The sequence below is a fragment of the Ruegeria sp. AJ12 genome, assembly GCF_056536245.1.
Genome location: NZ_JBQFJJ010000001.1, coordinates 4014422 through 4033426 on the forward strand (window position 1 = coordinate 4014422; position 19005 = coordinate 4033426).

Consider the following 19005-nt stretch of genomic DNA (forward strand, 5'->3'; position numbering starts at 1 on the left):
CGAAACGAGGCGTGAAATAGGGACTTGCACCCGGTCGGGAAAATACCCTACAGAGCGCCAAGGATCGACTTGATCCATCAAAGAGTGGGCCGTTAGCTCAGTTGGTAGAGCAACTGACTTTTAATCAGTGGGTCGCAGGTTCGAATCCTGCACGGCTCACCACTTTTCATAATTGACAAATGACACCTGATCGTTCCTTTACGACAGGTTTCTGTCCTCTCGAGGACAGTGCCGCCCCGAAAGGACGAAAGCTCGGAACGTGCGAATTGTGCTCATTCCGGGGGGCTATGCTCCTAATCCTTAAAGACATACTCCCTATGCCACTCGAGAAATACTCGATGTTTTGCGTTCAATTTGATAGGCGTTTCATAATGCAGCTGTGATTGCGCCAACTTACTTAAGCGTTCCGAGAAGATCGGGATACCCTCAGGATCAAAGGTCACGAGACCGTTGTCGAATGCGGCATCCCAGAGAGCCGAAAGAAGAAAGCCATTGTGGACATCCAGACGCTCTGCGTCGTTTTCACAGTCGCGCCATGGCTTGATGTGAGAGGCACGGAGAAGCGGCTTGTCGACAATCCCGGTCAGAGGGCATCGCCCCCGCCAGTATTTGATCAGACGCTCACGAAAGATGTTCTGGCCGACACGCTGGACCACAAGGCGTTCCGCTTCTGTAGTCGACGGCAAATTTTGCGTGCGGTGAAGGAACTCTTGAAGTGGTGCATCAGGAAGACTTACAGCAAGCTCATAAACCCTTGGCATCACGGCATAGAGCGGTGCCAGTGAGGCAAATCGGAAACGTGCGAGGCCAGGTCCTGCGGCATCGGACGTTTCAATTCCAATCTCTGCGATAATACCGGCGTGATCTAACGCGAGGAGCCACGCGCCAGAAGTCTCCCGCCCGAGCCAGACCGACCCCTGCGCGGTCGTCGAACTGTACCGCTGCCAGCCATCGACTTCGCCATGGGGGCGTCGGAAGCCGTTCTGGTACATGACCTTCTCGCACTCCTGACGGGTAACGAAGGATTGAGGTTTCTCGATCATCAAAAGTCCATCGCAAACAGCCGAGCCTCAGGAGGAGTCGATGACAGTTTCAGCCTTAGTGCATGATGATCGGCAGTGATTTGTGGCGGGGCGGTGGTTGTGGTGATAATATACTGAAATGGCGGCGGGCTTGCCTTTTCTTCCAAGCTCAACGCGAAATCAAAGAGGTTTGAGTAAATGCCGGCGTCAAGGTCCGCTTCACGCGGACTGTCGTGGATAAGGAAAGATGGTAGTTCAGCCTTTCCGTTTACAGAAAGGATCATGGCTGCGAGGTCAAAAGCTACGATTTTGAACGACTCTACTGCCGCTGTTGAAAGCCCTGCGCCACGATCGAGCAATATCTCGGGATGAAGGCCGTTGCCGTCTAGCTTCAATTTCCCAGTACAACCATTGGGCATCAGTGTCGTAACGAGCTGTCGAAAGTATGTTTCCAGATCACCTATTGTTGCCGTAGCGCGCTCTCGTTCCAAACCCATCTTTTGCCGCTGGCCTTCGAGCATTCTATCAACGCCAGCCAAACTTTGAGTGATTCCGACGCGCTTGCCTAACTGGCGGTCGAACCAGCTAGGGTCAGGACCCATTGATTTCCGCACGGCAGCATGATTCACAGTTGTAAAAACGAGCGGTGAATATGTCTGATCTATTCTGGCTGACAGATGCGCAGATGGCGCGTCTTGAGCCCTTCTTCCCCAAGTCCCACGGCAAACCCCGCGTCGATGATCGGCGTGTGTTGAGTGGGATTATCTTCATCAATCGCAATGGTTTACGGTGGCGTGATGCGCCGAGGGAGTACGGTCCTCACAAGACGCTCTACAATCGTTGGAAGCGCTGGAGCGATAAAGGCATCTTTGCGCAGATGATGACCGGTCTGGCGGCTAACCACGGCGAAGAGAAGACCGTGATGATCGACGCAACCTATCTCAAGGCCCACCGAACAGCGGCCAGCATGGGCGTCAAAAAGGGGGGCGTGGGCGCCTAATCGGTCGGACCAAAGGCGGCATGAACACCAAGTTGCACGCCATCTGCGACAGTCAGGGGCGGCCACTCAACTTGTTCGTCACCGCCGGACAGGTCAGCGACTACATCGGAGCACGGGCGTTGCTGAGCAGCTTGCCCAAGGTCGAGTGGTTGCTTGGGGATCGAGGCTATGACGCCGACTGGTTCAGAGAAGCGTTGAAAGACAAAGGGGTAAGATCCTGCATCCCAGGTCGGAAACAGCGCAAGAAAGCCGTAAAATACGACAAGCGCCGCTACAAACGCCGCAACCGGATTGAGATCATGTTCGGCAGGCTGAAGGATTGGCGGCGTGTTGCCACACGATACGACAGATGTCCCAAGGTCTTCCTCTCCGCAATCGCACTCGCCGCTCTGGTCATCTATTGGCTATGAGTCCTGACCCTAGATGCCGACTGTGATGCCGTCATTTGCGAACACTCTCATATCTGGAGTGCCTCCGATGATTAAGCCAAAATACATCGTCCCGGTTGGGAAGGAGATCGTCAGTGCCGGTCAAACAATACGGCTTCGAGAAGCTGGCAATAACTGCTTCGAAGCAGTGAACTGTTTGAACGGTGAGGTTGTGACTTACACCTACCAAGAGGCCATATCGCTCTTACGTCAGCCCAACACAAGCATCCCACTTTACGGGTTTCCGGATTCGGAAGCGACTGCACGGGTCCGTTCTGGCCAATTGATGTACCCAGATCAATTGAAACCAGAGGGACAGGATAACATGGAGTTCATTAGAGTACTCTGTGTCGCCATAGAGGCGTTGAAAACTACCGGCGTTAAGATCAGCGAACCATCATTGAACAGGCTTAAAAATCGGAAGTTCATCCAAAAGATATCCAGCGCCACCTTCAAAAAGCTCCAATTGCCTCTGATCAGGTGCGTGGGGGAAAGAGAAAAAGTGTTTTCCTGATTCCCAAAGGTCGCACTCTGCTCAAGTACTAAACCCTCTACTGCAATTCCGGGCGCAACCCAATGGTGCTTGCGGAACAAAATTGCTTGAAGGGTAACCGATGGCCTCCGATACGGCGTGGCAGTCAAACCCATTGATCATGTCGAAAAATATGATTTTGATCTAAGGCCGGGCTACGTGCGCGCCGAACTACCGAGTGATTTCGCTGACGAAGTCATTCTGATGAGCGACGCGGATTTTACACGCGCTCAAGCTCTCAATGCCCAGAGATATCATGAATTCAGCAAGAAACCGGACATTGAAGCTGATTCCTTGATCGTTCGGGCTGCACGCGAGCACCTCGCTCCGATCACATTGGCAAATCTGATTGAAGAAAGTGGGTTAGGCCGTCGTGGCTTCCGAGCCGGTTTCCGCTCGATCATTGAGGGCAAGCTTAGATCGCTTTCACCAGGTAAAATTGGATTGCAAACGTTGGTATCGTCAGAGGTACCGGCATGATCTTCAACTATGATCCCACTGACACCTTCATCATATTTGGAGAGCCCTACTGGTGTTCATACCAGACCGATACTCTTTACATCTTTGATCCCAAAGACAAAGGTTCCGGGCCACCAAAAACACTAAGTCAAACAGAAATAGGTTTTCTCAGAGGCACAAACAATTGGCGATACTTGCCAGGTGCAAAAACTCATGAACGCCTGAAGAAAGCGGCCAAGGCGGGAAGCAAAGCTCTGCAGAATGCGCATCCCGAAGATCAAGATGCAGCGATCTTCGGTCCGCACGGCGCCAGGGCGGATCGGAGCTTGGCGGCTACATGGATGTCCATTTCACGGCCTTTGACAACCTCACCGACATTCATATGGCCGATATGTCTGCGATCGGGAAACCACCCGGGCGAGCCGCGGCCGCCACGCTCCAGACCTTCAGAGGTTGTTGTCAGGCGTTCCAGATCACCTTGCCGAGTTTCGCCGTATCATAGCCGCCATAGGCCTGCGCCCTTCTGTCGAAATCCGTGGTCGCGCAGAATCGCAGCAGTTTTTGCATCGCCGTGTCGAACCAGGATTTGCGGTCCACAATCAGAGCGAATTGTTCCTCGATAACGGGCAAGAATTCCAGACCGTAGCTTTGTGCGACAGCCTTTAACCCGAAAGTGACATCCGCATCGCCGCGTCGAACCGCCTCGACTGCCTCGTCTTCGGTGCGTGCCACGTCTGCGAGCTTCAGGCGAGACAGCTCCAGACCCTCTTTCTGGGCAACTTCGCGAAACAGGGTCTCCGTGCCGGATGTCGTCTGACGCGGAACGAAACGGCCGCCCGCAAGATCGGTCAAGCCGGCAGGGACGAATCCGTCCGCATGATAGACCAGCCCCCGCTGTCGCGTAGCGAACGTGATCAGCACCGCATTCTGATCTGCGGCCAATGCCGACACGGCCGGCACGTTCCAGCGATCTGATTTTGCATCATGAATGTGCAGCCCCGCCGCAACTCCCTCGCCCCGCGTGAAGCGGTCGAGCCCGTCGAGCGACCCGTCGTAGTAACTTGCCAGCCCGCACCGCGACTGGCGGATCGCCCAGTCAAGCAGCGGATCGTGGCTGCCCAGTATGATCGGCGGGCGCGCTTCGGTACGGGGATCCGGCGGCGCAACACCGCCGGATTTGGCCCGCTGTATCCAGGCCCGGATCTCGGCGGCGGGAAACAGCAGCTTGCCAGTTGCCCTGGAGCAAGGGACGCTGCCGGACGAGGCCAGATCGTATATCTTGCGCTCCTTCAGCCGAAGGAGGTCGGCCAGTTCCTTGACCGTCAGGTATTCGTGATCCGGTAAGGCAAAATCTTCCATGGCATCTTGGTCGGTTAGCGGGATTGTATTCTATCCGCCTTCTCGACCATCTTATCAAGTATGCCGTGCGATTGGGAAGAACAGCTGCTGGTCATCGGACGGGTGATGACCGATTTGCCACCACAGTGATTACCGCGCTCGGACGGGTGAGAGTGCGGCGGAACCGGGCAAGACCCGCTGTCACCAACCGCAACGGACATCCCTAAAACACTTCTAAGTGGACTTCAGCGGTCTCCGACACAGCGGGCGAACTATCTCGGCACTCTGAAAAGACGGCGATGGTCATCATCACCGGCGCATATTCCACACCCAGAAAACCAGCGCCCAGATCCAAGAATGGAGGGAGAAGAGAATGCCGATGATCTCTTTGGGGGGCCTATCAGAGCGTTCGTGCCGATGAGAACTGGGTTGCGTCATGGCGAACGCTCGAAAGCGAGGCCGAAGGCTGAGCCGTTCTTCTGCAAAGCTTCCGAAGTCCGCATTTTTTCCGGAACTTTATCGGACCTACAACAATCAAAAGGGATTTCAAGGCTGGATTCAGGTCAAAATTCAGGCCAAAATCACGAAAGAGCGCAGTTAGATGAGAAGTATATACGCAAATTAGTGCATAATTTCCCGAGGGACTCGTGACAAGTTTGAATGATCTGCGGACCAATGAGCAAACGGTTGATCTGGCGCCTGCGTCCGATGCGGCCCTGCGTTTCATCGGGACAATCCGAACACCGTGGCAATCCCGCGAAGACTGCCCGCCTCAGGGCCGCCTTGACGGGCCGGAGTGTCGATTGATGCTCGATCCGCTGTGGCGCGGCGCGCTGCGTGGTCTCGAAGACTATGGGATGATCGAGGTGCTCTATTGGCTGGACAAAGGCCGACGCGACTTGATCCTGCAAAGCCCGAAAGGCGACGGGAAAACCTTCGGAACCTTCGCCCTTCGCTCACCCGTGCGGCCCAATCCTATCGGCACCTCCATCGTCAAGCTCGAAAGGATCGAAGGGAGCGATCTGTATGTGCGCGGCCTCGACTGCCTCGACGGGACGCCTTTGGTCGACATCAAGCCGGACCGCTGCGCGTTCACTCCGAAAGCGCCTGCGAAACGGGACGGCACACAACGCCAAGCAAAATGATCATCGGAGGACTAATATGCAAAAACCGCTTATTCTGGGAGCCCTGCTGGGGCTTGCGATGACACCCGCGATGGCTGACGAGCTATCGCTCTTCGCGGCGGGCAGCCTGAAAGCGGCTCTCTCGGAGGTGGCAACCGACTACAGCGCGACCTACGGAACACCGCTTGTCACGAATTTCGGCCCGTCGGGTCTGATGCGCGAACGGATCGAGGCCGGTGAGGCGGCCCATATCTTTGCATCGGCCAACATGCGTCATCCGATGACGCTGGAAAGCGCGGGAAAAGGCGGGCCGGTCGCTCTCTTTGCACGCAATCGGCTCTGCGCGCTGGCCAGCCCAGAGGTGGCAGTCTCGTCCGAAACGCTGCTTGACGTGATGCTGTCGAGCGACGTGCGCCTTGGCACATCAACACCGAAAGCTGACCCATCTGGTGACTATGCGTTCGAACTTTTCGACAAGTCGGGGCATGCCGACGCGCTAAAGGGAAAGGCCCTGCAACTCACCGGAGGCCCCGACAGCGCCAAACCTCCCGAAGGGCGCAACGCTTACGCCTGGGTCCTGGACAGCGATCAGGCGGACATTTTCCTGACCTATTGCACCAACGCTGTGCTTGCACAGAACGAGCTGTCCGAGCTGCAAATCGTGCAGCTGCCCGAGGCGTTGTCGGTCGGGGCGGATTACGGGCTGATCGTGCTCGATGGCGCGCCCGCCGAGGCCTGGAGACTCGCATTGCACATCCTGTCACCGGCTGGTCAGTCGGTGCTCGCGGAATACGGCTTCGAAGCGGCGGCTGTCCCAAAGGGGAACTGATATGCGGGCCCTGATCCTGCTTTTTGCCGTTTTGGCGCTGCCTGTGCAAGCGCACACCATAACCGACAGTGCCGGGCGCGTTGTGGAGATCCCGGACGAGGTGAACACCGTCTTTGCCGCAGGCCCCCCGGCATCGATCCTTGTCTATATCATGAAGCCTGAGGCCCTCACCGGCTGGCCGCGCGCCCTGCGCTCCGAGGAACGCGATTACATCGCCGCGCCCTATCGCGACATTCCCGAAACAGGGCGCATCACCGGGCGCGGCGGTGAAGCAAACCTTGAGCGTGTCCTGGAGATCCAGCCCGATCTGATCATCGATTTCGGCTCGGTCCGCGACACCTATGTCGACCTTGCCAACCGTGTTCAGGAGCAGACAGGCATCCCCTATCTCCTGATTGATGGCCGGTTCGAGAATACACCTGCCGCCCTTCGGCTGCTTGGCGAAGCGCTTGGCGTGCCGGAGCGTGGCGAGGAATTGGCGGCACATGTCGAAGGAACCTTTGCCCGGATCGATGCCATTCTTGAGAACGTCCCTGAGGAAGAAAGGCCCCGCGTTTACCTTGCGCGAGGACCGGAAGGGCTTGAAACGGGCATGAAGGGTTCAATCAACACCGAGATCATCGAACGCGCTGGCGGGCGGAACGTCGCAGACGACGGGGGCACGACACGCGGGCTTGTCCAGGCCTCGATGGAGCAGGTCATTGTGGCCAACCCGGACACCATTGTGACATGGGATCCCAACTTCTACGGAGCGGTGTTCGACGACCCGCTCTGGCACAGCATCGATGCCGTGCACGATGGCCGGGTCTATCTCTCCCCCACGGCACCTTTCGGTTGGATCGACCGCCCGCCATCGCTCAACCGGATGATAGGGCTGATCTGGATGACGGGCCTGCTCTATCCAGACCAATGGCAGGGGGATCTGCGCGAAGATACCCGCGCTTTCTATGAGCTCTACTATCATGTCGATCTGACCGAAGAAGAACTAGAGAGGCTGCTCGAATGGGCCGAGGGACGACCGCCGATGTAACACAACGACGTCCGATCCTGACGCTGACCAGCGGGCTGGCGCTGTGTTTGGTGGCGCTGGTCTCTACGGCGGTGATGATCGGGCCCTTTGGCCTGAAACCCGGTCAGACGCTGATGGCGCTGCTGGGCCGGGGCGACCCCAGGCCGAAATCGTGGTCTGGAACATCCGCATGCCGCGTGTCGCCGCGGCACTGCTGGTCGGCGCGGCGCTGGCCGCTGCCGGGGCAAGTTATCAGGCGCTGTTCCGAAACCCGCTTGTGTCCCCGGATATTCTGGGGGTTTCGGCCGGGGCCGGTCTTGGTGCGGTTGCTGGTATCTTTTCTCATTGCCGGTCGCCGCGATCCAGGCGTCGGCCTTTGTCGGCGGCATGATCGCTGTTGGGTTCGTGATGCTGGTGGCGTCGATGGTCCGCAATACCGACCGGACGCTGACGCTGGTGCTGATCGGCGTGGTGATCGGCGCCCTGGCCGGCGCTGCGACCTCTCTGCTGAAGGTCATGGCCGATCCGTATGATCAGCTTCCCGCGATCACCTTCTGGCTGCTGGGCTCGCTTGCGGCGATCACCACCGAAGATATCCTGCCCGCGCTGCCGATGGTGCTGATCGGGCTTGTGCCGCTGGCGCTGCTGCGCTGGCGTATCAACGTCCTGAGCCTTGGCGATGAGGAGGCCCGCGCCCTCGGGATCGAGGTCGGGCGCACCCGGTTTCTCGTGATCGCCGCCGCCACGCTGATCACCGCCAGTGTCACCGCATTGGCGGGCATCGTCGGCTGGGTCGGCCTTGTCATCCCGCATATCGCGCGGATGCTTGTGGGCCCTGGCTTCGGGCGGCTGCTGCCGGTCTCGATTCTGATCGGGGCGGGATACCTGGTGATCGTCGATACGCTTGCCCGCACCATGGCGCAGGTCGAAGTCCCGCTCGGCATCCTGACCGCCGTCATCGGTGCGCCGTTCTTCGTCTGGCTGCTGGCCTTTGGACGGCGGGGCTGGACCTGATGCTTGAGGCTCGGGATTTGGCGTTTGGGTATGGCAAGACCGAGATCGGCACGGGCCTGAACCTTGCCGTGCACCCCGGAGATATTCTGTGCCTTTTGGGACCCAACGGATGTGGCAAGACAACCTTGTTCTGCACGTTGCTTGGGCTTCTTCCCGCGCTGTCGGGACAGGTTCTGCTTGGCGAGAAACCGATCACGGCACAGAGCCGTGCCGAAATTGCCCGGCGGGTCGCCTATGTGCCCCAGGCCCACGCGCCACCCTTTCCGTTCGACGCGCTTGAGGTGGTACTGATGGGGCGCACCGCGCGCCTCGGGACATTCGAACAACCCGGACAGCGTGATCAAAAAATTGCCCTGAACGCGATGCGGCAACTCGGCATCGGTGATCTGGCGCACAGGGATTATTCGCGGCTGTCCGGCGGACAACGGCAGCTTGTGCTGATCGCCCGCGCGCTGGCTCAGGAAGCCTCCCTTATTGTGATGGATGAGCCGACCGCCAGCCTCGATTTCGGCAATCAGGCCCAGGTGCTTGCGCAGATCAAGACGCTGGTCAGAGATGTCGCAGTGACCGGGCGCAGTGTCATTCTTTCGACTCACGATCCCGACCAGGCTTTCGCCCTCGACGCCCGCGTCCTGCTCATGAAAGATGGGCGGGCGCACGCGGAGGGCCGCGCGACCGATGTCCTAACAGGGCCCAATCTGAGCCAGGTCTACGATCTTGAGATCGCCGTCGAAACCACCGGTTCGGGTCGAAAAGTCTGTCTTCCATCGCTCGGTCGCCAAACCGCACCGATGACGACACCCGATGCCTTGGCAAGTGTCTAGGCCGTCTTGCCGATCACTAGCCTCAGATCGTCGACCGAGGCCTTGGTGATCATCGCCGTCACCGACCCCGATCCATACTGCGGAATGGAAGGTACCTTGTCGGTTGCGCAAGCAGGTCCGGTCAGCCTGTTCGGTGCAGACAGTTTCATCTCTCGCGCCGGCCTTGGTTCGCGGTTGAAGCTGGCACTATGATCAGGCGTCGGAAGTCCAATGTGTCCCTTATAATAGAGATGTGAGTGAAAGATCAGGAAGACCCCAGCTTCCGCTTCGATCTTCGCGAAGCCAATGGCGCGCTCGGCGATATCGGGACGCTGTTGCCGTTGATGATTGGCGCAATCGCCCTGCGCGGCGTATTGATCGGCCTTGTTCTCCTGGCATTGGGTGCCAGCGGCCTTATCGACAGACTTACACGTCTGATGCCGCAGTCCGTCGTTTCCGGGCTGCAACTGGAGCTTGGGATAGCTCTGGGCTGGATTGCGCTCGGCTGGATGACAGACCATGTTGGTGTTGGCATCATTTCACTAGGTGTCGCCGCCGCCTTGCGCTTCGGGGCGCATGCCGCAATTGTGACAATCCTGTGTGGTTTGGCGCCCGGCGCCGTGTTTGGTTTATCCGGTGACTCGACGCTCGTTGCATCTGCGGCAGCACAATGGTCAGCGAAATGGAGCACTCGCCGACTTTCGGACCGCGGCGACTGATTTCGCCTTGGCACAACTGGCCTGACGCTGACAAATGCGGTGTTCCTGACAGCACTGGTCGCAGGGACCGTTATGGCCCGCGCGCCGATCACGTGACACCCCGCAGACTGTGCCAGACATCCGGGGCGGCCAATCTTCTTCTAGCACCCTTTGGAGCACTCCCGATGTGCCACGGTGCCGGCGGCGTCGCCGCGCATCATCGCTTTGGAGCCAGGACCGGCGGCACGCCGCTCTTGCTTGGAGCAGGCTTGCTGGTGCTCGCTCTGGTGCCAGACCCGTTGAGACAGATCGCGCTGACGTCGATACCGATGGCCACATTGGGGCGCTGCTGCTGATTGCTTCGGTGGAGTTGACGGCCAACCGACGGCTGATCGACGCACAGCCATCCTGCAGACCTGTCATAGCCGTCACCGCCCTTGGCGCGCTAGCGGAAATCGTGCGAAAGCGTATCTTGCGTCACGTGACGAACGCTCTTCGGTAGCCGGATATCATCTGCGCCAATCGCACGAAGCTGTTGGAACGACCCAGAAAACCATAATAGATCAAGAAGAAACCCAAAACGCGATCAGCGCGGCAGGGCGATAGACCGCGCGATCGACGGGTGAACATGCGTTGCACAGGGACTCGCCGGATTTGTTGAAATCAGGCGCTAATCGCTGTCATCCCTCACGGGATCAACTCACGAGACGTCTTGAACGGCGGCTTTGATCGACTTTTCATAAGTCGGTGCGGAGAGCAGTATCTGGGAGGTTTACCTTTGTCAATCGCAAGGGGTTACGGTGGCGCGATGCACCTAGGGAATATGGACCACACAAGACGCTCTATAATCTTTGGAAGCGATGGAGTGACAAAGGTATCTTTGCCCAGATGTTGGTCGGTCTTGCCGCGGAACACGACGAGCAGAAGACGGTCATGATCCCCTCTGAGGGCATCACTGCGTGATGCCCTGCCGGGCAATGGATGCAACGTGCCTCAAGCCCATCGCACAGCGTCCAGCCTTGCGGTGAAAAAGGGGGACGTGGACGTCTGATCGGGCGCACCAAGGGCGGCATGAATACCAAGCTGCATGCGGTTTGTGACAGATGAGCCATGGTGCGCCATTGGTTCAAGCACAATGGCAAATGACACCCTTTGTATCTGTTTAGTCACCGCCGGTCAGGTCAGCGACTACATCGGTGCAAGGGCATTGGTCAGCCGTCTGCCAATGTCGAATGGTTGCTGGGTGACCGCGGCTATGATGCCGATTGGTTCACAGAAGCGTTGAAAGACAAAGGGATACGCGCGTGCATCCCAGGCCGCAAACAGCGCAAGACAACTGTCCGATACGACAAGTGCCGCTACAAACGCCGCAATCGGATTGAGATCATATTTGGCAGATTGAAGGACTGGCACCGTGTGGTGACACGCTACGACCGTTGCCCCAAGGTCTTCCTTTCAGCCATCGCTCTCGCGGCAATTGTCATTCATTGGCCATGACTCCTGAGCCTAGATCGGCACAATGTCACCCGGGGGTCGAAAATGCTGCACGTTCTTCTGCTGCAAATACTCGGCTACCGTTGCAGCAGCGAGGTCGCCATTACTGGTGTATTGGCCGTGAACATCGTCAAGACAGGAACAAGGAGAGGCTTAGCCAACAAGAAAAACTACTAAAACGTCGAAGAATAGCCCCATCTATCGAGCCAAAAAGCCGCCCGCCGTATAGCACCGCCGCCGACAGGGACGTAACAGAGACGTTGTCGCGAGGCGTTTGAGGCGTCGGTGCTTGTGTTACAAAGGTCAGAAAACCGAAGCCCGATTCCGGACCTCACGTTCCATGCCGCCTTACTACACATCAGTACCCGCTGTGGCGCGCCATCGCCTTAAAAGGCAGGCAAGCTGTTTTTCAATACCGATCTGACTAAAGCTGTACTTGCGAAACGGTCAATGGGCGGCCAGCGATACCCGGGTTTTGCACCCCGGGGAATGAACTTGCTGGCCGCACAATTGGATCGTCAGTTACATTGCACCAATTTCCTTGAAATAGCGTTCTGCGCCGGGATGCATCGGAACTCCATAGAGCTTAGCACCGAGCTGAGGATTCATACCGCTGAAGCTGGTATTCGTCTCCTGCATGTCACCAATGTTCTCCCAAAACGCCTTGGTGAACTGATAAATGAGTTCTTCATCGGCATTGTCGTCCGTGAAGATCACTTGGGCGAGCCCAAAGGTGCTGATATCTTCATCCTGACCATTGTACGTGCCAGCAGGAATTGTGTAGGGAACCAGCAATCCGTGGTACTCTTCATTCATTCTTGCAACCACATCTTCCGAAACGTCCAGGTATCTGATCGGAATGGTTGCCGAAAGCCTTTGTGCATTCCCCAAACCAAGTTGATAAACATGCGCGCCGCCGACAAAAACACCATTCTGGATCTCGTCAAAAACCTGACCGGTGGCAATCTGGCCGACATCGAAAGACTCTAGCGGAATGTCAGCCGCTTCGAGCATTTTAAGGTTCATCCCATGGGTGAAGCTGGAAGGGATGTTGATGTTGAACGGATGGCCCTTGATCTCATCGAGGGATGTGATGCCGCTGTCTTCGCGCACAAAGATGTTCTGGGGAACAGCGCCGAAACTGAAGACATACCGGAGACGCTTGAAATCCTCGGACATCGGAGATTCAGCATATTGGTCGCGCTGGTTGTAAGCAAAGTTCAGCGTAATCAGCGTATTGAGCGCGACGTCCACCTTATCGGTCAAAACCAGCCCCAGATTATCCCTGTATCCTCCGGTGGTCTGAACAGAAAACTTGAAATCATCCTGCGACTTGTTGGCAACGTCGGCCATCAGGGCGCCGTTGATATACGGTCCGGATCCCGAACCGCTGGCTCCGATGGATGCCTGTTGCTGCGCCTGCGCAACCTGAGTGCACAAAGATACCGTCACGCCCGCAACGGCTGCGAGTAGTTTGATTTTCATAGTGGGTTCTCCTTGTTGGATTGGGTTGGGTGATCGAGTCTTGTTTTGATTGGATATCTTCTGCGAAGGAAAAAAATCGCTGCAACGATGGCCATACCTGCCAGCCCGAGCAGGTGGCCTGGAAACAGCATCGCGACGGCCGCCAGCACAAGAAGGCAGCGCTCGATCCACGTGATCCAGCCGCCGCACCAACCTTGTATTCCGGCCGCCATTGCAAACACCCCAACGCTGGCGGTGACGGCCGCCAGAACAACCGGCAGCCAGGCCGCTTGCATCAGCAAAGCCTCGGAGTAAAGGAACATAAAGGCTACAATGAAACCGGGCAGCGAATGCACAAACGCGACGATGGTCGTTGTCCACCAGTTTGCGCGTGCGATACCTGCAGCGACGACGGCAACGAGCGCGACCGGCGGCGTCGAGCCGGATTTGATCGCGAAATAGAACAGAAACAGATGAGTTCCCAATATCGGCGCGCCCGAGGCGATCATTGCCGGTGCGGCAAACATGGCCAAAAGCAGATATGCGATCGGCGTCGGCATGCCCATACCAAGTAGTGTTGCCGCAATCACCGCCAGCAGGGCGGTAATCAACATTGAGCCATCGCTGATTGACAAGATGATCTCGGTGAGGCGCGGCCCTAACCCAGTTGACACAATGGCCGCCTGAAGCAGACCAATGGAGATAATCAATGCGGTGATTGCCGCGGCCTGCCGCAGACCCTGATCCATTTGCCCGAGGAGGTCTGACAGAGGCACACGTGTTACGGTGCGCAGAGCCCCGACCACCAGAGCCACAGTCAGAGCGATCAGGCTGGCATAAGAGGCGGTATAGTTCTCCACAATCAGCAGGTAGAACAGCAATGCTGGCGCAATGATCAGATGCCAGCCATCCCCGATACAATCGCGTGCCGAGGGGATTTCATCTTCAGGAAGACCCTTTAGCCCTTCCTTCAGAGCTTCGATGTGAATAACCCAGTACAGCGAAAGATAGTATAGAAATGCAGGAATGAGAGCGGCCACAGCGATTGTTGCATAAGAGATCCCCGTGATCTGGGCCATGATGAAAGCCGATGCACCCATAATCGGCGGTACAAGCTGGGCCCCTTCGGATGTGTTGGTTTCAACAGCAGCGGCGACATGGCGCTTGAAACCAGTTCGGATCATCAGCGGAATCGTGAACGATCCTGTGGCAACCACGTTGCCGACCGAACTGCCGACCATCGTGCCCAACCCCGCAGATGCGACCATGGCGCCCTTTGCGGCGCCGCCGGTTTGCCGCCCCAGACCAGCATTGGCCAGGTTCATGATAAAGTCGCCGGTTTTTGTTGCCTGCAGCACAGACCCGAACATCATGAACATGAACAGGTAAATGGCCGCGACTTTCAGGCCGGTCCCGAAGATTCCTTCACTTGTGTAGGTCACGATGTAGGTGAAGCGCTGCAGATCCATGCCGGCATGTGAAAACACGCCTGGCAATTTGTCCCCGAACAGCATGTAAGCACAGCTCAGAACCCCCAGCAGCGCCAATACGATGGACTGCCGCCGTGATGCCTCAAGCGCGACTGCGACCAGAACAAGACCCACAATCGTGTCCCGTTGCGTCAAGTAGCTGGAACCCCAAAGGTTCAAAAGCCGTTCATATCCGACGATGATATAAAGAAGGCTGCCGACGGCCGCGCAGGCCGCGACGATATCCAGTATCCATTGCGCGGTCCTGAGAAGCGGTTTGTCGGAACGGGTGCGCCCCAGAAATGTGATCAAAAGCGTTGCGGCGGCGAAAATCGCAAGATGAACGACAGTTGTTTTATATGGTCCAAACAGGGTTGCGTAAGCCATGTAGAAAAAGAGCGCGAACCCCACAACACGCAACGCATGATTCACGATCCGATCGATTTCAGACGACATAACCTGCGCCTCCTGCCCTGTTGCGTAGGTCTCCAGGTGCCAGTTCGCAGTTGTCCCGAACCAGCGGACGGCACCCACTGTCGTTTGCAGACAGTTTAGAAAGAGCGCTCACGTCCGCGTCTGGTCGTTTGGCCCGAACCAAAAGAAAACGGCATAGCTCAGAGATGTCTTGTCGGAAGAATCTGTCCCGCAAATTCAGGTGGTTGCTGTCAATCATGTTATCCGCCTGCCTTTCCCACTTCTTCAAGCAGGATCGGCACGCCCATGGTCACAGAGTGGATTCCCATGATCGAGGTGAGCTGGATCACTTCGAGGATTTCCTCTTTGGTCGCCCCGGCCTCAAGTGCATTGGCCATATGCCGACGCGCGCCCGACGGCCACAGATGTGTGGTGGCCACGTTGATCGCGATAAAGATCAGTTCCTTGGTTTTCTGATCCAGCGGACCCTTCAGCGGAACCGAGCGGAATTGCAGGAAGGCCTCCAGATAGTCGGGATCGAGGTCCTCCAACTGGCTCCAGAACGGATTCCAATCGCCGGTTGCGCGTTGCGCCTCGGTCGCGGGATATTTGTGTGTGGTCATTTCAACCCCCTCTGTGCTTGAAACTGTCACGGCGAAAAGAATAAAGCGCCGCCGGGTCCACCATCACGTCGATCACAGCGGGTTTGCCGCAATGCAGTGCTGCTTCGATGGCCTCGGCAGTTTGCGACAGGGAGTCCGCACGATACCCTTTTGCGCCATAGAGTTCGGCCAGTTTGTCGAATGGCGGGGAGGATATGTCCGCTCCGATGTAACGCCCGTTGAAGAAGTCCCGCTGATAGGCTTTTTCGGCTCCCCAACAGCCGTTATTCATCACCACGGTCACGGTGTTGATGCCGTAATCCACCGCCGTCGAAAGCTCGGATGTGGTCATACCGAACCCGCCATCGCCCATCAGCGAGATGACGGGGCGGTCCGGACAGGCCAGTTTCACACCCAGTCCAGCGGCAAAAGAAAACCCCACCAGCCCGAAATCCAAGGGGGTAAACAGGCTTTTCGGCTGCCAGTAGTTCAGCTTATCCGTGGCTTGAAGACACAGCGTGCCCGCATCCATGGTATAGGCGCTATCCTTCGGGCAGACATCCCGCAGTGTCTTAAACAGTCCCGAGGGCTGGATAATGGAATTGGCCACATCGGCCTCGGTGTCGCGGCGTTCCAGATAGGCCTGTCGCTCGGCTAAGTAGCCTTTGGTCCATGCCTCCGCCTGAGCGCGGTGGCTCAGCTTTTCAGCCTCGGCCCGCAGTTGGTCGGCAACGGTCGGCGCATCCCCCCAGATACCAAGCGTGACCGGGAAATAGCGGCCGATCGCAGTGGGGTCCTGTTCAACGTGAATGATCGCCGCATCGCGGTTGATATTGTCGTAGCTGTAAAAGGTTGCGTTGAATCCGATCCGGGTGCCAAGGGCGAGGATCACATCCGCCTCTTTCACAAGCCGCGAAGCGACCGCGTTGCCGCGCGGTCCCATCTGCCCCGCATTCAGCGGGTGACCAAATGGAATGGCATCACCATGGCCCGGAGAGGACACTAATGGCGTGTTGAACGCCTCTGCAAGCGCAATGGCCCCATCGGCAGCACCGGTGTTCTTGATGCCGCCGCCCACCATGATCACCGGGCGGGTCGCCTCGGACAGCATCCGGGCAGCTTCGGCAATTGCCGCTTCCGGAGCAGCGCTGGTACAGATCGGGCGGTAGCCCCCGGGCTTGGGCGCCTGCACAAACTCTGCCTGCCCCGAAAGCACGTCGCGCGGCAGGTTCAGATGTACCGGACCCTTGCGCGGGGCGTTGGCGACACGGAACGCCTCTTGCACCAGTTCCGGCACACGATCAGCCGAAGGTACGGTCCAGGTCTTCTTGGTAACCGGCGTAAGCAAAGCCTGTTGGTCCACCTCCTGAAAGGCATCGCGATAGACATGGCCTGATGCCAGCGCACCGCCAATGGAAACGATGGGCGTGTAGGCGGCTCTGGCCTGGGCCAGTCCGGTCACGAGGTTCGTCACGCCCGGCCCGTTCTGACCCGCAAGCACCACGCCGGTCTCGCCACTCGCGCGGGCATAGCCGTCAGCCATATGGGTGCCGGTTCGTTCATCATGCACGCCGATGAAATTGATCTCTTTGCGTCATAAAGCGCATCGAACATTTCCATCGTCGCCGAACCGATCAGGCCAAAGACGAATTTTGTCTCTTCGGCTTTGAGCACCTCGACAGCAGCCTGTCCGCCGGAAAGCTGGATCATTGGTTTTTCCTTCTTTGTCAGTTTGCCAATGCACGATCCAGAAACTGGAGGATCGGCTTAGAGAAGAGATCGGGCCGTTCGATCAGCCCGAGATGTTGCAGTTCAGGTATAATGACGGTTTCCGCACCCGGGGTCTCAGCGGCGATCGCATGGCTCATTGCCGGGGTGGAACCGCTGTCATGTTCGCTGGTCATCACCAGCATGGGTTTGATAATGGACGGTTCTGGTGCGATGAGCTCGCGCACACCCTTGGCCAGCACCTGCCTATGTGCCGCGTAGTTGGCCGGATCGTTGGCCAGAACGACATCGCGGATATCTGCAACTGTGTTTGCGTGGTTGCGGCGAAAAGCGTCGGTAAACCAGCGCGCCAGTGTCACTTCTATACCTGCGGCCGGCCCACCTGATGCAGTGGCCTGCGCCCGCTCTTCAACAAGGCGCTGCTGGTCTTCACCCCGGTCGTGGGGGGAATTGAGGATCGCCAGCGCGGAAATACGCTCGGGATGATCGATGGCGCAGCGTCGGTTGATCATCCCGCCGAGCGAAAACCCGACAAGCGCCGCCCGGTCGATCTGCAACTCATCAAGAAGCGAAACCAACTGCTCGCTGAGGTTTGTCAGGGTCACTGGCCCCTCTGGCAAGGCGGTCTCACCATGCCCAAGAAGGTCATAACAAAGCACTTTGAAGCGCTCTGCGAGCACCGGGACAATCGGGCCCCATGTACTGTGGCGCGTCAGACCGAGCCCGTGGATCAACACCACAGTTGACGCTCCCTCAGGTCCCGTCAGATCATAGGCGGTGCCCGCCTTAAAAGCCGCCATTACACCCCCGCCGGATTGCTCGGATCGCGACCCATCTCAGCCAAATCCTGATAGCGGTCGCCGATACGGTGGTTTGGATGCCCACCCACCGACGCGCCAAGAGCGACGATGATTTCGTCCTCAGCGGGTGCGTCGCAGATCGAGGTCTGGATCGTCTGGTAATGAGACCGCCGCCCACCATCGTCTTTGTCCATCAGCGGTATAGTGATCGAACAATTGGCCGCGCCGCGCGTGTTGGAAAAGACCAGGTAGGTTTTGGCATCCACCGCTTCGCGCAACTGATTGCCGAAATGGACCGTGTGCGTCATCGCCTGGGCGTGCTCAATCTCGCCCCCCATGCCGACAACGCTCGCCTTGCCACAGCCTTCCAACCGGTCGCCGGTCACGTCCAGCAACATCTCGGTCAGCGTTTTTCCCACGAATGGCCCGTGTTCCATGATCTCAGGACGCATATTCTCGACATGACCGCGCCCGAACCACGGGTTCTTGAGTATCGCCATTGCGGCCACCAGAAGTGTCGGCTCTTGGACCTTCTTCCAGCCCTCCAGATAAGTGGTCTGCTGCCAAAGCAACGTGCGTCGAATCTCAATTGACATGGATCGGTTCCTTCTCAGTGGATGCGGGCATGACCTCGACAACAGATGACCGCATCAGGCGCTGCCGTCGCCGCATGTCCAATTCTATCGAGGCGTAGAGGTGCACGGCGTTCCCGCCGGTACTTTTGTTTGTCTTCAGTTTCCCAATCACCTGTTGGCCACCCCCAACAAGCGGGTTTTCT

General features: G+C 57.7%; 22 protein-coding genes, 1 tRNA gene and 2 pseudogenes. 13 read left to right on the forward strand and 12 right to left on the reverse strand.

The window, feature by feature from the left end:
• Positions 1-86 precede the first annotated feature (86 nt).
• Positions 87-162: transfer RNA gene (locus tag ACR3E0_RS20135), tRNA-Lys, on the forward strand.
• Between the two features lie 131 nt (positions 163-293).
• Here the strand turns inward: ACR3E0_RS20135 and ACR3E0_RS20140 are convergent.
• Positions 294-1043 carry an HNH endonuclease gene (locus ACR3E0_RS20140; protein ID WP_480474961.1) on the reverse strand — a complete coding sequence of 250 codons (750 nt, stop codon included), beginning with the start codon at positions 1041-1043 and terminating at the stop codon, positions 294-296.
• Positions 1043-1624 (reverse strand): DUF2326 domain-containing protein, encoded by a 582-nt coding sequence (locus tag ACR3E0_RS20145; protein WP_480474963.1) that lies wholly within the window; start codon positions 1622-1624, stop codon positions 1043-1045. Before ACR3E0_RS20145 ends, ACR3E0_RS20140 begins: the two co-directional genes overlap by 1 nt.
• A 50-nt stretch (positions 1625-1674) precedes the next feature.
• Between ACR3E0_RS20145 and ACR3E0_RS20150 the strand changes: the two genes are divergently transcribed.
• The 3 genes from ACR3E0_RS20150 to ACR3E0_RS20160 all read left to right on the forward strand — a co-directional run bounded on the left by ACR3E0_RS20150 (position 1675) and on the right by ACR3E0_RS20160 (position 3462).
• Positions 1675-2432, forward strand: a protein-coding gene (locus ACR3E0_RS20150) for an IS5 family transposase (RefSeq protein ID WP_480474965.1) whose coding sequence is annotated in 2 segments (ribosomal slippage) — positions 1675-1996 and positions 1996-2432 — 759 coding nt in all. Because the reading frame shifts where the segments join, the coding sequence is not laid out codon by codon here.
• Positions 2433-2499: 67 nt separating this feature from the next.
• Positions 2500-2964: a hypothetical protein gene (locus ACR3E0_RS20155; RefSeq protein WP_480474967.1), complete on the forward strand. Its 465-nt coding sequence runs from the start codon at positions 2500-2502 to the stop codon at positions 2962-2964.
• 117 nt (positions 2965-3081) lie between these two features.
• The gene (locus ACR3E0_RS20160; protein ID WP_480474969.1) at positions 3082-3462 is read left to right on the forward strand and encodes a hypothetical protein; all 381 of its coding nucleotides are present in this window, start codon (positions 3082-3084) and stop codon (positions 3460-3462) included.
• 438 nt (positions 3463-3900) lie between these two features.
• On the opposite strand, the gene ACR3E0_RS20165 is transcribed toward ACR3E0_RS20160, so the two are convergent.
• On the reverse strand, positions 3901-4800 hold the full coding sequence (locus ACR3E0_RS20165; RefSeq protein WP_480474971.1) for a substrate-binding domain-containing protein: 900 nt from the start codon (positions 4798-4800) through the stop codon (positions 3901-3903).
• Positions 4801-5426: 626 nt separating this feature from the next.
• Here ACR3E0_RS20165 and tsaA point away from each other — a divergent pair.
• From tsaA to ACR3E0_RS20190, 5 genes and pseudogenes are all read left to right on the forward strand, one after another.
• On the forward strand, positions 5427-5924 hold the full coding sequence (gene tsaA / locus ACR3E0_RS20170; protein WP_480474973.1) for a tRNA (N6-threonylcarbamoyladenosine(37)-N6)-methyltransferase TrmO: 498 nt from the start codon (positions 5427-5429) through the stop codon (positions 5922-5924).
• A 16-nt stretch (positions 5925-5940) separates the two neighbouring features.
• Positions 5941-6732 carry a molybdate ABC transporter substrate-binding protein gene (locus ACR3E0_RS20175; RefSeq protein ID WP_480474975.1) on the forward strand — a complete coding sequence of 264 codons (792 nt, stop codon included), beginning with the start codon at positions 5941-5943 and terminating at the stop codon, positions 6730-6732.
• A 1-nt stretch (position 6733) separates the two neighbouring features.
• On the forward strand, positions 6734-7762 hold the full coding sequence (locus tag ACR3E0_RS20180) for an iron ABC transporter substrate-binding protein (RefSeq protein ID WP_480474977.1): 1029 nt from the start codon (positions 6734-6736) through the stop codon (positions 7760-7762).
• Positions 7763-7931: 169 nt separating this feature from the next.
• A pseudogene (locus tag ACR3E0_RS20185) lies at positions 7932-8755 on the forward strand (FecCD family ABC transporter permease).
• Complete coding sequence (locus ACR3E0_RS20190) at positions 8755-9579, forward strand: ABC transporter ATP-binding protein (protein WP_480480892.1); 825 nt, start codon at positions 8755-8757, stop codon at positions 9577-9579. Before ACR3E0_RS20185 ends, ACR3E0_RS20190 begins: the two are co-directional and overlap by 1 nt.
• Here the strand turns inward: ACR3E0_RS20190 and ACR3E0_RS20195 are convergent.
• The gene (locus ACR3E0_RS20195) at positions 9576-9728 is read right to left on the reverse strand and encodes a TOBE domain-containing protein (protein ID WP_480474985.1); all 153 of its coding nucleotides are present in this window, start codon (positions 9726-9728) and stop codon (positions 9576-9578) included. The genes ACR3E0_RS20190 and ACR3E0_RS20195 overlap by 4 nt on opposite strands.
• A gap of 87 nt (positions 9729-9815) precedes the next feature.
• Between ACR3E0_RS20195 and ACR3E0_RS20200 the strand changes: the two genes are divergently transcribed.
• The 4 genes and pseudogenes from ACR3E0_RS20200 (at position 9816) to ACR3E0_RS20215 (ending at position 11927) form a co-directional block, all read left to right on the forward strand.
• Positions 9816-10277, forward strand: a complete 462-nt coding sequence (locus ACR3E0_RS20200; protein WP_480480894.1) for a hypothetical protein — start codon at positions 9816-9818, stop codon at positions 10275-10277.
• On the forward strand, positions 10241-10612 hold the full coding sequence (locus ACR3E0_RS20205; RefSeq protein ID WP_480480896.1) for a putative sulfate/molybdate transporter: 372 nt from the start codon (positions 10241-10243) through the stop codon (positions 10610-10612). Before ACR3E0_RS20200 ends, ACR3E0_RS20205 begins: the two co-directional genes overlap by 37 nt.
• A gap of 394 nt (positions 10613-11006) precedes the next feature.
• Positions 11007-11753 (forward strand): annotated as a pseudogene (locus tag ACR3E0_RS20210) (IS5 family transposase); the annotation flags it as partial.
• 42 nt (positions 11754-11795) lie between these two features.
• Complete coding sequence (locus ACR3E0_RS20215; RefSeq protein ID WP_480474991.1) at positions 11796-11927, forward strand: hypothetical protein; 132 nt, start codon at positions 11796-11798, stop codon at positions 11925-11927.
• A 345-nt stretch (positions 11928-12272) separates the two neighbouring features.
• Here the strand turns inward: ACR3E0_RS20215 and ACR3E0_RS20220 are convergent, their stop codons facing one another.
• From ACR3E0_RS20220 to ACR3E0_RS20255, 8 genes are all read right to left on the reverse strand, one after another.
• Positions 12273-13235, reverse strand: coding sequence for a TAXI family TRAP transporter solute-binding subunit (locus ACR3E0_RS20220; protein WP_480474993.1), 963 nt, complete (start codon positions 13233-13235; stop codon positions 12273-12275).
• A complete protein-coding gene (locus tag ACR3E0_RS20225; protein ID WP_480480898.1) occupies positions 13232-15139 on the reverse strand; it encodes a TRAP transporter permease in 1908 nt (635 codons plus the stop codon). The genes ACR3E0_RS20220 and ACR3E0_RS20225 overlap by 4 nt, the downstream gene beginning before the upstream one ends.
• Before the next feature lie 218 nt (positions 15140-15357).
• Positions 15358-15720, reverse strand: a complete 363-nt coding sequence (locus ACR3E0_RS20230; protein WP_480474995.1) for a carboxymuconolactone decarboxylase family protein — start codon at positions 15718-15720, stop codon at positions 15358-15360.
• A 1-nt stretch (position 15721) separates the two neighbouring features.
• On the reverse strand, positions 15722-17242 hold the full coding sequence (locus ACR3E0_RS20235) for a thiamine pyrophosphate-binding protein (RefSeq protein WP_480480899.1): 1521 nt from the start codon (positions 17240-17242) through the stop codon (positions 15722-15724).
• Complete coding sequence (locus ACR3E0_RS20240) at positions 17170-17409, reverse strand: thiamine pyrophosphate-binding protein (protein WP_480480901.1); 240 nt, start codon at positions 17407-17409, stop codon at positions 17170-17172. The genes ACR3E0_RS20235 and ACR3E0_RS20240 overlap by 73 nt, the downstream gene beginning before the upstream one ends.
• Before the next feature lie 17 nt (positions 17410-17426).
• Entirely contained in the window at positions 17427-18227 is an 801-nt protein-coding gene (locus tag ACR3E0_RS20245) for an alpha/beta fold hydrolase (RefSeq protein WP_480474998.1), read from the reverse strand.
• Entirely contained in the window at positions 18227-18823 is a 597-nt protein-coding gene (locus ACR3E0_RS20250) for an amino acid synthesis family protein (protein ID WP_480475000.1), read from the reverse strand. The genes ACR3E0_RS20245 and ACR3E0_RS20250 overlap by 1 nt, the downstream gene beginning before the upstream one ends.
• Positions 18813-18974 carry a hypothetical protein gene (locus ACR3E0_RS20255; protein ID WP_480475002.1) on the reverse strand — a complete coding sequence of 54 codons (162 nt, stop codon included), beginning with the start codon at positions 18972-18974 and terminating at the stop codon, positions 18813-18815. Before ACR3E0_RS20255 ends, ACR3E0_RS20250 begins: the two co-directional genes overlap by 11 nt.
• Positions 18975-19005: the final 31 nt, after the last annotated feature.

Bases quoted from the DNA above. Each gene is read 5' to 3' on its own strand.
- ACR3E0_RS20225 (WP_480480898.1), bottom strand. From the start codon at position 15,139: ATGTCGTCTGAAATCGATCGGATCGTGAATCATGCGTTGCGTGTTGTG.
- ACR3E0_RS20220 (WP_480474993.1), bottom strand. From the start codon at position 13,235: ATGAAAATCAAACTACTCGCAGCCGTTGCGGGCGTGACGGTATCTTTG.
- ACR3E0_RS20180 (WP_480474977.1), top strand. From the start codon at position 6,734: ATGCGGGCCCTGATCCTGCTTTTTGCCGTTTTGGCGCTGCCTGTGCAA.
- ACR3E0_RS20145 (WP_480474963.1), bottom strand. From the start codon at position 1,624: ATGGGTCCTGACCCTAGCTGGTTCGACCGCCAGTTAGGCAAGCGCGTC.
- ACR3E0_RS20165 (WP_480474971.1), bottom strand. From the start codon at position 4,800: ATGGAAGATTTTGCCTTACCGGATCACGAATACCTGACGGTCAAGGAA.
- ACR3E0_RS20245 (WP_480474998.1), bottom strand. From the start codon at position 18,227: ATGGCGGCTTTTAAGGCGGGCACCGCCTATGATCTGACGGGACCTGAG.
- ACR3E0_RS20215 (WP_480474991.1), top strand. From the start codon at position 11,796: ATGCTGCACGTTCTTCTGCTGCAAATACTCGGCTACCGTTGCAGCAGC.
- ACR3E0_RS20230 (WP_480474995.1), bottom strand. From the start codon at position 15,720: ATGACCACACACAAATATCCCGCGACCGAGGCGCAACGCGCAACCGGC.
- ACR3E0_RS20190 (WP_480480892.1), top strand. From the start codon at position 8,755: ATGCTTGAGGCTCGGGATTTGGCGTTTGGGTATGGCAAGACCGAGATC.
- ACR3E0_RS20155 (WP_480474967.1), top strand. From the start codon at position 2,500: ATGATTAAGCCAAAATACATCGTCCCGGTTGGGAAGGAGATCGTCAGT.
- ACR3E0_RS20175 (WP_480474975.1), top strand. From the start codon at position 5,941: ATGCAAAAACCGCTTATTCTGGGAGCCCTGCTGGGGCTTGCGATGACA.
- ACR3E0_RS20240 (WP_480480901.1), bottom strand. From the start codon at position 17,409: ATGATCCAGCTTTCCGGCGGACAGGCTGCTGTCGAGGTGCTCAAAGCC.
- ACR3E0_RS20140 (WP_480474961.1), bottom strand. From the start codon at position 1,043: ATGATCGAGAAACCTCAATCCTTCGTTACCCGTCAGGAGTGCGAGAAG.
- ACR3E0_RS20195 (WP_480474985.1), bottom strand. From the start codon at position 9,728: ATGAAACTGTCTGCACCGAACAGGCTGACCGGACCTGCTTGCGCAACC.
- ACR3E0_RS20205 (WP_480480896.1), top strand. From the start codon at position 10,241: ATGGAGCACTCGCCGACTTTCGGACCGCGGCGACTGATTTCGCCTTGG.
- ACR3E0_RS20250 (WP_480475000.1), bottom strand. From the start codon at position 18,823: ATGTCAATTGAGATTCGACGCACGTTGCTTTGGCAGCAGACCACTTAT.
- ACR3E0_RS20235 (WP_480480899.1), bottom strand. From the start codon at position 17,242: ATGGCTGACGGCTATGCCCGCGCGAGTGGCGAGACCGGCGTGGTGCTT.